Annotated in this window: 19 protein-coding genes and 1 riboswitch; of the genes, 13 read left to right on the plus strand and 6 right to left on the minus strand. The window is 38.9% G+C overall.

The window, feature by feature from the left end; all coding sequences use genetic code 11:
• Positions 1-19: 19 nt before the first annotated feature.
• The 6 genes from MBEAL2_RS33860 to MBEAL2_RS29595 all read left to right on the plus strand — a co-directional run bounded on the left by MBEAL2_RS33860 (position 20) and on the right by MBEAL2_RS29595 (position 5,172).
• Positions 20-487 (plus strand): CBO0543 family protein, encoded by a 468-nt coding sequence (locus MBEAL2_RS33860; RefSeq protein WP_304511125.1) that lies wholly within the window; start codon positions 20-22, stop codon positions 485-487.
• Positions 488-897: 410 nt separating this feature from the next.
• Positions 898-1,182, plus strand: coding sequence for a hypothetical protein (locus MBEAL2_RS22045; protein WP_047154399.1), 285 nt, complete (start codon positions 898-900; stop codon positions 1,180-1,182).
• 107 nt (positions 1,183-1,289) lie between these two features.
• On the plus strand, positions 1,290-2,054 hold the full coding sequence (locus tag MBEAL2_RS29585; RefSeq protein ID WP_052947909.1) for a tetratricopeptide repeat protein: 765 nt from the start codon (positions 1,290-1,292) through the stop codon (positions 2,052-2,054).
• A gap of 152 nt (positions 2,055-2,206) precedes the next feature.
• Positions 2,207-2,536, plus strand: coding sequence for a hypothetical protein (locus MBEAL2_RS22055; protein ID WP_047154400.1), 330 nt, complete (start codon positions 2,207-2,209; stop codon positions 2,534-2,536).
• A gap of 474 nt (positions 2,537-3,010) precedes the next feature.
• A riboswitch (cyclic di-GMP riboswitch) is annotated at positions 3,011-3,097 on the plus strand.
• 105 nt (positions 3,098-3,202) lie between these two features.
• Entirely contained in the window at positions 3,203-4,249 is a 1,047-nt protein-coding gene (locus MBEAL2_RS29590) for a HAMP domain-containing protein (RefSeq protein ID WP_052947910.1), read from the plus strand.
• The gene (locus MBEAL2_RS29595) at positions 4,246-5,172 is read left to right on the plus strand and encodes a methyl-accepting chemotaxis protein (protein WP_052947911.1); all 927 of its coding nucleotides are present in this window, start codon (positions 4,246-4,248) and stop codon (positions 5,170-5,172) included. The genes MBEAL2_RS29590 and MBEAL2_RS29595 overlap by 4 nt, the downstream gene beginning before the upstream one ends.
• A gap of 212 nt (positions 5,173-5,384) precedes the next feature.
• On the opposite strand, the gene MBEAL2_RS22065 is transcribed toward MBEAL2_RS29595, so the two are convergent.
• A complete protein-coding gene (locus MBEAL2_RS22065; RefSeq protein ID WP_152667889.1) occupies positions 5,385-5,564 on the minus strand; it encodes a hypothetical protein in 180 nt (59 codons plus the stop codon).
• Positions 5,565-5,765: 201 nt separating this feature from the next.
• Here MBEAL2_RS22065 and MBEAL2_RS33135 point away from each other — a divergent pair, with 201 nt between their 5' ends.
• Complete coding sequence (locus MBEAL2_RS33135) at positions 5,766-5,936, plus strand: hypothetical protein (RefSeq protein ID WP_236692978.1); 171 nt, start codon at positions 5,766-5,768, stop codon at positions 5,934-5,936.
• A 333-nt stretch (positions 5,937-6,269) separates the two neighbouring features.
• Positions 6,270-6,461: a hypothetical protein gene (locus MBEAL2_RS22070; protein WP_047154413.1), complete on the plus strand. Its 192-nt coding sequence runs from the start codon at positions 6,270-6,272 to the stop codon at positions 6,459-6,461.
• 24 nt (positions 6,462-6,485) lie between these two features.
• Here MBEAL2_RS22070 and MBEAL2_RS22075 read toward each other — a convergent pair whose 3' ends face one another.
• Entirely contained in the window at positions 6,486-7,079 is a 594-nt protein-coding gene (locus tag MBEAL2_RS22075; RefSeq protein WP_047154402.1) for a GNAT family N-acetyltransferase, read from the minus strand.
• A 328-nt stretch (positions 7,080-7,407) separates the two neighbouring features.
• On the opposite strand from MBEAL2_RS22075, the gene MBEAL2_RS22080 reads away from it, so the two are divergent.
• Positions 7,408-7,989 (plus strand): C40 family peptidase, encoded by a 582-nt coding sequence (locus MBEAL2_RS22080; protein WP_052947912.1) that lies wholly within the window; start codon positions 7,408-7,410, stop codon positions 7,987-7,989.
• Between the two features lie 569 nt (positions 7,990-8,558).
• Here the strand turns inward: MBEAL2_RS22080 and MBEAL2_RS22085 are convergent.
• From MBEAL2_RS22085 to MBEAL2_RS32315, 3 genes are all read right to left on the minus strand, one after another.
• Positions 8,559-9,734: a hypothetical protein gene (locus MBEAL2_RS22085; RefSeq protein WP_047154403.1), complete on the minus strand. Its 1,176-nt coding sequence runs from the start codon at positions 9,732-9,734 to the stop codon at positions 8,559-8,561.
• Positions 9,735-10,072: 338 nt separating this feature from the next.
• Complete coding sequence (locus MBEAL2_RS22090) at positions 10,073-10,381, minus strand: spore coat protein (RefSeq protein WP_047154404.1); 309 nt, start codon at positions 10,379-10,381, stop codon at positions 10,073-10,075.
• 15 nt (positions 10,382-10,396) lie between these two features.
• Positions 10,397-10,552, minus strand: a complete 156-nt coding sequence (locus MBEAL2_RS32315) for a hypothetical protein (protein WP_173427733.1) — start codon at positions 10,550-10,552, stop codon at positions 10,397-10,399.
• Positions 10,553-10,706: 154 nt separating this feature from the next.
• Between MBEAL2_RS32315 and MBEAL2_RS22095 the strand changes: the two genes are divergently transcribed.
• From MBEAL2_RS22095 to MBEAL2_RS22105, 4 genes are all read left to right on the plus strand, one after another.
• On the plus strand, positions 10,707-10,937 hold the full coding sequence (locus MBEAL2_RS22095; RefSeq protein WP_047154405.1) for an alpha/beta-type small acid-soluble spore protein: 231 nt from the start codon (positions 10,707-10,709) through the stop codon (positions 10,935-10,937).
• Positions 10,938-11,380: 443 nt separating this feature from the next.
• Positions 11,381-11,596, plus strand: a complete 216-nt coding sequence (locus MBEAL2_RS22100; protein WP_304511124.1) for an alpha/beta-type small acid-soluble spore protein — start codon at positions 11,381-11,383, stop codon at positions 11,594-11,596.
• Between the two features lie 189 nt (positions 11,597-11,785).
• A complete protein-coding gene (locus MBEAL2_RS34085; RefSeq protein ID WP_369405521.1) occupies positions 11,786-12,046 on the plus strand; it encodes a hypothetical protein in 261 nt (86 codons plus the stop codon).
• A gap of 132 nt (positions 12,047-12,178) precedes the next feature.
• On the plus strand, positions 12,179-12,634 hold the full coding sequence (locus tag MBEAL2_RS22105) for a hypothetical protein (protein WP_047154407.1): 456 nt from the start codon (positions 12,179-12,181) through the stop codon (positions 12,632-12,634).
• 244 nt (positions 12,635-12,878) lie between these two features.
• Here the strand turns inward: MBEAL2_RS22105 and MBEAL2_RS32460 are convergent.
• On the minus strand, positions 12,879-13,157 hold a 279-nt coding region (locus MBEAL2_RS32460), incomplete at its 5' end, for a transposase (protein WP_082130095.1).

Consider the following 13,157-nt stretch of genomic DNA (forward strand, 5'->3'; position numbering starts at 1 on the left):
TTTTTTTGTTGCTGGTTGGATGTTCGGTGACTGGAAAAACTGGAGAAGGTATTACCCGACGATTCTATTCTTTATAACGGGGGATTTAACCTATAACTTTGTAACTTCATTTCTAAACTACCCGTTATGGAGATATCATGGAGCAATACCACCCAATCATTTACTGATTAATTTGTTAATCGACTTTGTAGCCTATCCAGCAACGATACTTATTTACCTTAAGTATGCAGTAAGAGGATGGAAACAGTTCGCTTTTCATTATTTTTTATGGGTGTTTTTATATTCCATCATTGAATTTATCAATTTAAATTTAGGATTAATTTCACACCATCATGGTTGGAATATATGGGCTTCTATTTTAAACAATCTCATTATGTTTTTGACGCTAAGGATTCATTATTCTTATCCGCTATTAGGTTGGTTGATTTTTTTCATCCTGAAGATTGCTATAATCTTTATTTTTGCAATTCCTGTTCTCTCTAAATAAAATTTGTTCCGATTGGGCAGTATAGCGGGGTAACAATTGATGATATTTGCATAAATTTAGCAAAGCGAAACTATATGTATAATCTTATGTATTCTTACTTTGTGGTAAGTTGCTTTTATGATACAAAAACGATAATAAACTGCATTAGAAAATGGAAGGTTATAATATAATGTGTAGATTGTATGGGGATGCCTTCTATCATCTCCTGTATCCCAGGCAAACTTACGTATTTTGAAAGTGAACAAGCGTATGGTGCTCCACCACGATATATTTTGAAAAAGAATTGAAACTTATTGTGCTGATGGGAATTTAATAATCAATAATGCTGCTTCGGTTGCCGCATTTCATTTATGAAATGATTAGACAGAAAAACATACAGCTAGAGGTGCAGGGTTATAATTTACTATTTTATGTTTGAAGCTATCCCAAATTTAGATAATCCAGAGAAAGAGGAGTATGCAGGAGCTTTTGTTACATGCTGGGTTAACTCGATAGATTTAAACTCGGCATTAAGTAAAGCGAAAGGTTTTATTAACGACGAGGGCTGGGAAGTCATAAGGATTGAAGAGCAGTTTATCGCTAAACGTGAATGGTATGAGAAGGATGATGCTAAAATAGAGTCGCTTAAGTGTTTTGATGAAGCTGTACTCTACGGGGTCGCTGCCATCTTTTACACTTTTCCGTATGATGATTAAGTTTAGTTTGGCATAATGTTACCGCTCCTTTCCTTTCAATGCTAAAATTAAATAGTTTTCATCAAAGGATAAAAGCTAAGAGAGCGATTTTTAGAGGTGAAAGATAATTGAACTTGTTTGAACAAGGGGACGAGCTGTATGCCAATGGACTTTACCAAGAAGCATATGAAAAATTTAAGTTGGCTTATGTTAATGAGGAAGAAAACGAAGCGGATTGCCTTAATTATATGGCATGTTGTCAAATACAATTAGATAATTCAGAACAGGCAATAGAACTACTGAACAAAGCACTAAAACTAAATCCTACATGGGAAAGGTTGCTGTTTAATAAAGGTCGTGCCTACTTAACACTTGGGAACAATACAGAAGCCTTTGCTTGTTTTAACAGAGCAGCCATGGTAAATCCCACTAGTGAAGATGCTTATTATTATCTTGGCGTATATTACGAAAAAATAAGTGAATACGAAATAGCAAAACAGTATTACCAGAAGTCATTAGAAATAAACTTTGAACAGGCAGAAACTCATTTGAATCTTGGAATGATGTATTGGTATTTAGATGGCAAGGAGAAAGCCTTAAAAGAGTTTGACTTAGCTTACCATTATGATAATGATTGTTTTGATGCGTTGTGGAACAAGGGATTAGTGTTATGTTCGCTTGAGCAGTTTGATAAAGCAATCCTATGTTTTAAAAAAGTTTATAAACACGACCCTAATGATATAGAAAACCTCAATGAAATGGCCTACGCGTACTTTAAACTGAAAGAGCACCCTACTGCTTTAAAGTTGCTCAATGAAATTTTAAAACTTGACCCCCATCATAAAAGTGCTTTAGAGGGGATAACTGCAATAAATAAACGCTTAAGTGAGTAAGTGGCAAATTTTTCGTTGCTTTCCTAATGGGAATCATTAGTCCAATAAAATGCGGGTTTTTTTACTGTCTGTGTCGAGTCAATAGTGTAAAAAATGTAAAATGAGGATGATATTAATTCAAAGTGATTTTAAAGGGGGAGCAAAGTATAAAATTGAAAGATGCTTTACTAGAAGAGAAAATGCTCATAGATGGATATGATTGTGATGTAAGGGTGGTTTTTAGTTTCGGAGACCTTATAGTCTTTATTAAGAAGTATGACATGCAAGATGAATTGACAATGCCAGTTCACTATCTTCACTTTGGAAAACATAATACTGACTTAAGACAAATGTATTATTGGTTAAAAAGTGAAGAGGAAGGAAGAGATATAGCTGAAATTATTCGTTTAATTGCTTATAAAATGTATGGAGCAGGTAACTGGTCAAATAATGATAGAAGAAGAAAAGGTTTATCTGCGATTCAAATAAAAAAGTTCCTTTAAATTCCAATAAAAAAAGGACAACTGGCCAATATCCCTCGTTACGTAGCTAGTTTGAAGCGGAAGAAGTTAATCCAGTCAGCACCTTGCTACCTTCACAACAAAGGATTGATTCATTACCATTTGCTCCCATATTCCAGAATTGTATTTTACACGAAAAACCGAAGTAAGAAACCTCTGGCGCAGGATATTAGGCTGCGGACTATTCTAACGGCCCCAATCGAAGGATTAGGCCAAACGTCAGCAAGAGGCGGAACGCAAAAAGCAGGAAGCAGAGCGTATTAAGCGTGAGGAAGAAGAAAACCGGAGTTTAAAAAATTGTAGTGAAGCGGGACAAAGGAGAAACAAATTTAATAACAAACAAAAATAGTTCTTAATACATTTTGTATTTTTTTACATCAAAACTATTGTAATGGTTCTTTTGTAGTTGTAGAATGGTGTTACTTTGTAATAGTTACTTGCAAAAAATAAATATTGTTTCGATAATAGCAAACCCATCGAAAAATGGGGACGCAAAACCACGGGTCTAACGTTTACTTAAACTATGACAGCCGGGTTACCGAAAAGCCCCTAGAGTAGAAATAATCAGGGCTGATCCGATATCGGATTAGTCTTTTTTATTTGTGAGACTTTACATAAGCTAAAACAACAAGAGAAAGGTAGAGGATTATGCGTAACGTTTTAAATTTAACAGTAAGAAGCAGATTAATTATTGCCTTTGTCGTTATCCTGCTCATTCCAAGTCTTACGATTGGATGGACGTCTTACCAGACAGCAAAGGACACCGTTGACAAGCAGATGACAATCTCTGCAAACGAAACGGTAAAGTTACTAAACTCCAACCTTGATAGTTTTTTCAAATCTGAAATACAAAGTATCGATTACCTGGCCGATCGGATTACAGCTGATACATACAAGAGTCGAAATCCTATTCTAAAAACAAATATTCTAAAACCTTTCCTCTCAAAGAACCCTGAGATGTTAGAGGTTTATGTGGGAAGTACAGATGGATTATTTATTGACGCTCCTATAGATAAGGTTCCGGATGGGTATGACCCACGCCAAAGAGCCTGGTATCAAGAGGCGATGAACCGGAAAAGCGAGGTAATCATCACAAGTCCATATGTATCTAAAACTACCGGTAATGTCGTAGTAACGATTGCGAAAGTGATAAAAGACAGTTCGGGAGTTTTGGGATTTGATGTTAATCTTAATGCAATTGCTACAATTACGAATCAGGTAAAAATTGGTCAGGATGGGTATGCCTTCATTCAGGATAAGAATCGTAAAGTCGTTGTCCACCCTACGGTTAAACCTGGGGAGGTAATGAATAGTGATGCGACAGAAAAAATTTATCAATCAGAATCTGGGGATTTTGATTATTTATTAAACGGTAAAGCCAAAGCAATGGTATTCACAACAAATAAACTAACAGGTTGGAAGGTTGGGGGAACCTTTTATTCGGATGAGGTAAGCAAAGAAGCACAGCCTATTTTTTATAAAACCGTACTTGTTCTGTTCATTGCTTTACTTGTTGGAGCTGTAATCGTCTACTTTATAGTAAATTCCATTACGAAACCTTTGAAATCTTTGGTTCATGCCTCTGAAAAAATAGGGCAAGGTGATTTAACAGAGGTCATCCAGGTCAAGTCGAATGATGAATTAGGCCAACTTGGGAACAGTTTCAATCAAATGGCGACTAATTTCGCGAAGTGATTCAACAGGTTGGGAATAATGCCGAGCAAGTGGCTGCTTCAGCAGAAGAGCTGTCCGCAAGCGCTGAACAAACAAATAAAGCGACAGAACAAATTGCCTTTACGGTTCAAGAAGTTGCTTCAGGTACAGAAAAACAAAGCCAGAGTGTGGAGGATAGTTCAAGAACCATTGGTGAATTGGCGGTAGGTATACAGCATATTGCAAACGGTGGAGAAACTATTAACACTTCTGTAACTCATACTTTAGAAAGAGCAACAGAAGGTGAAAGAAATATTCAATTGGCGATTAAACAAATGAGTGCGATTAATGATACTTTCGGTAACCTTTCTGATTCCGTCAAAGCCCTAGGCGAGCGTTCACATGAGATTAGCCAAATCGTACAGGTCATCACGGATATTTCCTCTCAAACGAATCTACTCGCTTTGAATGCGGCCATTGAAGCAGCACGAGCCGGAGAACATGGAAAGGGATTCGCGGTAGTAGCAGATGAAGTACGTAAGCTAGCCGAGCAACCCTCAAATTCAGCGCAGCAAATTGCACAGCTGATTACGGCGATTCAGGAAGAAACGAATAAGACCGTTCAATCAATGGATTATGCCACACAAGAAGTGGAACAGGGGATTGGTGTTGTGAATTTATCAGGTGAATCCTTTGCGCAAATCCAGCATTCTGTGAGCGAGGTGGCGAATCAAGTTGAGAAAATGTCTTCCTCTCTTCAGCAAATTTCTGTTGCTGCGGATCAGGTCGTTCATTCGATTCACTTAATTTCAGAAGTAGCGGAGGTTGCCGCAGCAGGAACCCAAAATGTATCGGCAGCTACGCAAGAACAGCTGGCTTCCATGGAAGAAATCTCCGCTTCTGCCTCTTCTTTAACCAATATGGCAGAAGAACTACAAGAGACGATTGGGAAATTTAAAATATAGCCCTTGGTTTAAAGAAGTTACTCAAGGATGACATATAGCGTTAATTGACCCCCTCGGTTCAATCAGTGCCTCCGCCGGATTATCGGTTGGAGGCTTTTATTATTATAACAGAACTAAGAATCGCAAATAAAAAGCCACCCATTTGTAGGTGACTGTAACTCAAAGCATATACTGGTAGCGATTAGCCTAGCGGTTTTTATTTTGCATTAAAATTAATAATTCTTTTCAGGGGTAGGGTGATTGTCACTATAGGGTTCTATAACCGCAGTCCCCCTCTCTGTTTCAATTGAGTTTTTTTCAAAAGGGGTTTCATTACGACCTCCCTCTGTATTAGTCTCCGAATGTCCTTTTCCGCCTCCAGGCTGTTTATGCTGGGAATTATCTTCTTTCACATTTTTCACCTCCAATTTTAATATGTCCAAGTACACAAAAAAGACCCGGTGTTTTAAAAGTTGCGCGGATTTTGGATACATCAGGCGGGGGCTGTAACTTCGACTATCTCCGGCACAGTCATTTTCCCCGCATCATACAACGCTGCAGCCCGGGTCTGTCGTCTTTCTTTAATTTTATTTAGTCTATTTTTGATTAGTCTTGTGTCTCAACTTATCTCGAAAAAGTATAACCTATTTTCTTATTGGTATTTGAGTGAGAAGTCATTGAATGTTAATTATATTAGCACACGTAAAGTTGAAGTTCTTTATTGGATTGCCTTTGTCTTAACACGTCCTTTTGGAGCGACTTTTGGGGACCTTCTCACAAAGTAACATGCAAAAGGGGGGGGAGATTTAGGTACGAGCGGCTCTTCTCTCGTTCTAATCTTAATTCTTATCGCTTGTATCATTTACACAACTTTCAAAAACGATAAGGCGACTGTCGCATCATATTGATGGGAAACCTCTTAACATAACAGGGAAGATTATTCCCCAAACATCAACGAGCTGGCTGCCGAGTGCGGTCGGCTCGTTTTTTATTGAGCTAACAGGTACGATTATAGAAAGTATCTCGGGATATAGAGATACTTTTTATTGTTTAACCTATTGACATAAATTGAAAGCTTCACAAAAAGCATTACTAAATAAAAAACTGAGGTGTTACTAATGCTGCGCTGTGCATGGTGCATGAAAAAAATTGGAGAAGACAAACCCTGTTTTGGATTAAGTGTTAAATTTGCCAAAGGTGTAGATTTCAATGAGAAAGACGGAAAAATTATCTCACTCTATTTAGCATCAAGAAAAACGAGCATACCATTAATTGTTGTAGGTAATGACTCTGAAGCAAAGAAAAAATGAAGGGAGGAGATAATTATCGTTTTCTTATTGAAAGTTTGGCGCTACATTCATCTTTGTTCTTAATACACACATTGCATCTTTATATTCATTGATAAAGCCGTCCATTACTTGTTTGTCTTGATTAATAAAATCAAATCCGGCTTTTAAATAAATGCCAATTGCTTTGTAACTCCATGTTTGTGTCGGGAGGTAAATATCCCGATTTCCCTCAAGTTGTAACATTCTATACATCCCCTCAAGCACAAGAGCCTTACCAAGGCCTAAGCCTTGATATCCCGGCTTAACAGCTACCCAATGTATCCATGGATCGCGTCTTCCCTCCGTGTATCCCCACCAATTCGTCAATGTAGCCATTTTTTCACCATTTTCACTTTGGATAAAAATAGTACGCCGTTTTACCTCAGCTGGATATAGAAGATAATTTTCTTGGAAGCAAGCGAGGGCATCTCCTATATTTTCAAATTCTCCTACAGAGGTTTCAATTTCTGCCCATGCCCTTTCATCTCCTGAAAAGAATGAAACAAAAGAATAGCCTTTGGGTAATGCAGGCTTTGGGATTGGAGTGCCGGCTTTGCGGCATAAAATTATGCCATGATACGGGATCGTTTTATCTAACATATATTTCACTCCTGTATGACAGATGGTATGAACGTTTAGCCATATTCATTTTGTCCCAAAGGATGGTTCTTTACTATTGTGTAAATCGTATACATGGAAAATGAAATGGATTTACCATTGAAAATTATTTAATAAGCCTAATGGACAAACACCTATACAACTTCTTAATCCTCCGCATATATTTATTTCTGCAACACGTTTAAATATATTTTTCCTGTTTAAAAGCAATTTTCACCTGCTTTTAACCTTTTTGTAAAGATTTAATCGCCTATTAGATGTACAATGTACGAACAACCTTTCCATCGCATGTAATTAGGAGGATATTAAGATGAAAAAACAACTTAAAAAAGCAGCAACCTGTCTTGGAGTGTCTTCACTTTTATTATCTGGAGCCTTTTCTGCATCGGCCGATACGATTACAGTGACACCAATTCCTACGCAGCATACGATAACGAAACCGGCTCCAAAGGCACCTGCGGTAGCACCTGTTCGCGCCACAGTGCCAGCTAAAGCAGCTATAAAACCTCAACTTAACACACAGCAGCAAAAAGCCCAAATTTTAAAACTTGCACAATCACTTAAAGGAACACGATACCTACAGGGTGGTTCTAGTCCTAAAGGATTTGATGCCTCTGGTTATGTGAACTATGTATTTATGAAGAACGGCGTAAACATCCCTCGTACAACTAATCTGTTATTTCAAAAAGGCAAGGTGGTTAATAAAAACGCTCTTATAGCAGGCGATTTAGTCTTCTTTAATACAAACGGAGGGAAAGGTATAACCACTGTTGGTATCTATCTTGGTAATAATACTTTCATCTCTACCACAACGAAGAGGGGCGTAGCTATCGCCAACTTAAACGATAAATACTGGGCATCAACATTTGTTGGTGCAAAACGGGTATTATAAGAAATGGTTTGGTTTCTGGTGTAAGAAATATATAAGGTTACTGATTGTTGACGAAGAGTCTGTGTTACAGGCTCTTTTTTTGTTGATAGAAATATATTTTTAGCTACATGGTTTATAATGTATTAAATATCTTATTATGCCCTGCAACCCTCCGAAACATGAAACTTATCATTGGTTGAAAGTTGAACGATCGATTCCTGTTCGTTGAAATCAGCCTAAAACGATGAAAATAAAGTTTTAGACTGCTCACCAGGGAGACCGAAAAGAATAGATTATTAAGCGGGTCAAGACTATCTTTATAGCTCATCAATCTGCCTGTTGTTTCGATAGTTCTTTTATTTTGAATACCCAATCCTTGAAACTTTCATATTCATTTGGATCGAATCCGAAGTGCGTCTTTATTAGGCGGACAGATTCTCTTTCGTGATATAGAATCATCTATTTTACGTTTTAGAGTCTTTGATAGTCCTTTCTAAGCATCAAGCGGGGGTGTGAATTATCAAAAAAATGCCCTCCATCGTTTTAAAGAGGAGGACATCGTTGTTTTTATATCGAATCGTGGCGTAAAGTTAGCGCATAAAGCCGCCCTGCATTCCTGCATATCCAGCTTGCCCTGGATACATATTCTGTTGTGCTCCCCGTTGAATGTCATTGGAAGCCTGCTGCCATACACGTTGAACATCTGTGTTGGCAAACCCAGGTTGGATAACTGAAGCCGGGTTGGCATTTAGTGTTCCTGTTCGGATTGGAGAACCATCCCCAACAAATCCCTGCTGCATCATCGAGCCATCCATCATTGGTTGCATCATATTGCCATCCATCATTGGTTGTTGATACATGGAAGCACCTGTGAAGCCGCCTTGACCTCCGGCGAAACCACCTTGTACCCCACCGAATTGTGCTTGGTTTAACTGACGCTGAATGGGCTGGCGTTGAATATCATTGGACGCTTGCTGCCATACACGTTGAACATCCGTATTAGCAAATCCAGGTTGAATAACTGAAGCCGGATTTGCATTTAACATTCCTGTCCGAATCGGGGAGCCATCTCCCATGTATCCTTGCTGCATCATGGTGCCATCCATCATGGGCTGCATCATCATAGGCTGTTGATACATGGAACCGCCTGCAAAACCACCCTGTACTCCGCCATACTGAGCTTGCCCTCCAACGAAACCGCCCTGGACCCCACCGAATTGAGCTTGTTGTAATTGTCGCTGTATCGGTTGACGGCGGATATCATTGGCAATTTGCTGTCTTACCTGCTGAACATCTGTATTGGCAAACCCAGGTTGGATAACTGAAGCCGGGTTGGCATTTAGTGTTCCTGTTCGGATTGGAGAACCATCCCCAACAAATCCCTGCTGCATCATCGAGCCATCCATCATTGGTTGCATCATATTGCCATCCATCATTGGTTGTTGATACATGGAAGCACCTGTGAAGCCGCCTTGACCTCCAGCGAAACCACCTTGTACCCCACCGAATTGTGCTTGGTTTAACTGACGCTGAATGGGCTGGCGTTGAATATCATTGGACGCTTGCTGCCATACACGTTGAACATCCGTATTAGCAAATCCAGGTTGAATAACTGAAGCCGGATTCGCATTTAACATTCCGGTCCGAATCGGGGAGCCATCTCCAACAAATCCTGATTGCATCATGGATGCTCCGTCCATCATAGACGGAGAACCAGCAAAGCCGCCAACCTGTGCCAATGAGTTATATGGTGGTAACATAGACATAGTAATTCCTCCTTGTTATTGTTACAAATACACAAGCATAGCGTCTCCTTTGTTTTTCTTTTTATGTATCAAATTTTCTTTAAAAGGGAGGATGGCCTTTTTACAGGGAAACTAATGAGATGTAAACTCGACTTCGGGTGTAGAAAATGAACGTACATAGGCAGTAAGAAAACAAAGCTCACTTTTAACCCATTCAAAAACGAAGGAATAAAACAGCCGAAGTAGGATACAATAATTTTGGTTTGTGGCAACTAGTAATTCCTTGTTAAACTCAACCGAACGGAAGCACACCGTTTGGTTGGGCAAACAAAAGAATCCAATCCAATTCCAAGCCTTTCTTAAGGCATAAAAATAGGAAAGGCGGACACGTAAATGTCCGCCTTTTTCATATCAAGTTGAAGTTGTTCCTTCACATTGTATGGATGATAATACCCTTTGTTCACCATGTAGGTGGTGACTTTTCCGTGCATGGCGATGTTTTCTTCCTGATGTTTGCGCAAAATCTCTCGAACTTCCGGAGTTGCCGCCTCGGTAATCGCCTTTGCATAGCTTGTGGTCCCGAATTTGGAGGCAAACGGCAAGTCATAAGCGATGACCTGATCGGTCATGGCGCCTGTATTAGTGATGTTTTCCATGAGTTGGTTCATTGTTTTCACCCTCTTTTATTGGATATTGGCACGACATAGAATCTGCTGAAGTTCCTGGATTTGTCGCTTCGATGTTTGTACATCCTGCTGTAGAAGAGATTTTAATTCTTCGTCTGCTGCCAGCATCTGCATCGTAGAAGACTTTGTGCAGCACACGCTTTTAAAAGACATCAGTTCATTCAAAAAGGATGAGGTCTTGGGATTTCATCCTTTTTCTATGCAGTCCATCCTCAAACTCCCTTGGGTAGGACGTCCGGTTTCATCCCAAACTAGAGGTACAAGGATAAAACCTTGTCACTAAGTCTTGGTAAAGGAGGTGAAAAGAATGTCAGGAAGTCGCGGTCGTCGAAACAAACTTCTGGTTCCTCAAGCAAGCCAAGGGCTGGAGCAGTTCAAATATGAGATTGCAACAGAATTCGGCATCCAGTTAGGGGCTGACCAGGTTTCTCGCCTTAATGGTTCTGTGGGAGGGGAGATGGTAAAGCGTATGATTACCCTAGCGGAGTCTCAAATCGGTGGAACCCTGGGTGGAACTACAGGTGGAACGAATGCTTAAAACCAAATAAAATGGAAAAAAGGGTGCGCTGGCGCACCCTTTCTTTAAAAAAAATGTAATCATCAAAAGAGAAGTATCCCTAAAAACAAATCAAAACTTGAAGGACCAAAAGAGTGCAGCGGTTGTTATAATACAAAGAAATCTTGGGCATGCTAAAAGGGTGGATGTTTTACCATTTCTCCACTAACGGAACCTTAGTACAGTAAAAGGATAAAATCTTCGGATTTTATCCTTTTACTGTTTTTTGTTTTTCTCAAAGGCTAAAGATAACTCAAATCATGTCATCCGTGGGAATGTGTTTTATGACGATTGTTAGATTCCCCATTTGTTTGTTGTTTTGGTACTTTCTTAAAATTCTATGCATACGATGCTCACTTTCTTCTCAAACTACAATAACAAGGTGTAAGCCTTGTCACTACTTTAGCATAAAGGAGATGAAAAGAATGTCAGGAAGTCGCGGTCGTCGAAATAAACTTCTGGTTCCTCAAGCAAGCCAAGGGCTGGAGCAGTTCAAATATGAGATTGCAACAGAATTTGGCATCCAATTAGGGGCCGACCAGGTTTCTCGTCTGAACGGTTCCGTTGGCGGGGAAATGGTAAAGCGCATGATTACTTTAGCCGAGTCCCAAATTGGTGGAACTACTGGAACTCTTCGTTAATCAAGGGTTTAAAACTGGATAGATGGATGGAAAAAGGGTGCATGTTTGTGCCCTTTTTTTGTATGCTCTTATGAATATGTATTATATTTCCAGTTGAATAGGAATCGCTTTCAGCAGTAGAATTATTACCAAATATTGTTTGTGGTCAGGGGAAGTCAGTGTGTTCTTTCTACTTAGGGATTTGATTGCTTGGGCTATATTGTTGTTGCATACTTATTTATCCAATGGCTACCTAAACAGCAAACATTCTGGCGTGTATTTCTCCATTTGTTTTTATTCACTGGAATTGGTATCACAATGGAGTGGATTCATATAACTACCCATCATATGACACATGAAAAATGGTGGAACTATGGGTGGTCTTATCTTGCAAACTGGTTCTTGTATTTGACTTTTTATTCTTTCCATAGGGTCTTTCGATTAGAGAAACTAAGTAGTCAGGAGAAATGAACTATTGGAATCGTTCATTAAAGAATTAAGCACCATGAGTAATAGGGAAACGGGCATGTTCTTTTTATGATGAACTTTTAAATAGGTGTTTGTGTATAAGAAGTTAGAAAATTACGAGTTAAGGGGTCGTTTATGGAAAAGAAAGAAATCAATTTGGTAACCCTTCTTCTTAAAATGATAAAGGAATATGGGGGAAAATACGAAACAGTTTTTTTTACTTTTGAAAAGGTTAAGAATGATTTCATCTGTACACAAGCAAATAAAAAACTGGAAGAAATCACAAATGTACCACAGGAGTTTCTTGTTGGAGCAGGTATTTATAATGAAACACTACCAAAGGAAATTTCAGATAGACTGTATAAGGTATATAATAAGGCCTGGAAAGGTAATCAAATCTTGTATTACTTTGTCCCACCTGCAAATGAAAAAGTCATTCTGTTTGTTGTATTGAAACCAATAATCAGTCAAGGAAAAGTAGTTGAAGTGGAAGGACATGGTGTTGGATTGGATAGTGTTCAATTTGAACAGTTTAGAGAACTTTTTTCTAAGTTTGGTCCGTTTGAACAGTTGCATGATGAAGAAAAATAAAGTATACGGGAATAACAAAGATAAAGAATAGAAAGTAAAATCATTAGGGTAGTCGAATCTATACATTGAACAGAACAATCACGGAAGGGATGAACTAAAAATACGGCCTTTTATAGCTGACATAACGGCCATCGGCATTCCAGTTATACCAAAAAACACGCAACACACTTAAAAGTGTGTTGCGTGTTTTCACTAAATATTATTGGAATTCAGGCTCTACACCACGAAATGATCTTGACATGATTTAATAAGCTAGACGTTCTTGATTACACTCAAGAAGAATCCGTTGTTTATAATACAAAGGATTTCGTGTGAAGTAGTGGCGGCGCTGAAGGGCTTTAATTTTGTTATTGCGACCTTCCACGGTCGCATTGGTAAAACGAAGACGGTGATAATTAAGGATTTCCTGTTGCCAGTTGACCATCGTTTTTAGACAGGATTGGACCGCTTTATGTTGGATGAAACGGCCTTGATTAAGCCAACGCTCAAAACCTTGTACTGCATGAGCGAAAGTAGAAGAACT

Origin of the sequence: Aneurinibacillus tyrosinisolvens (genome assembly GCF_001015055.1) — a bacterium.
Classification (GTDB): domain Bacteria; phylum Bacillota; class Bacilli; order Aneurinibacillales; family Aneurinibacillaceae; genus Aneurinibacillus_A; species Aneurinibacillus_A tyrosinisolvens.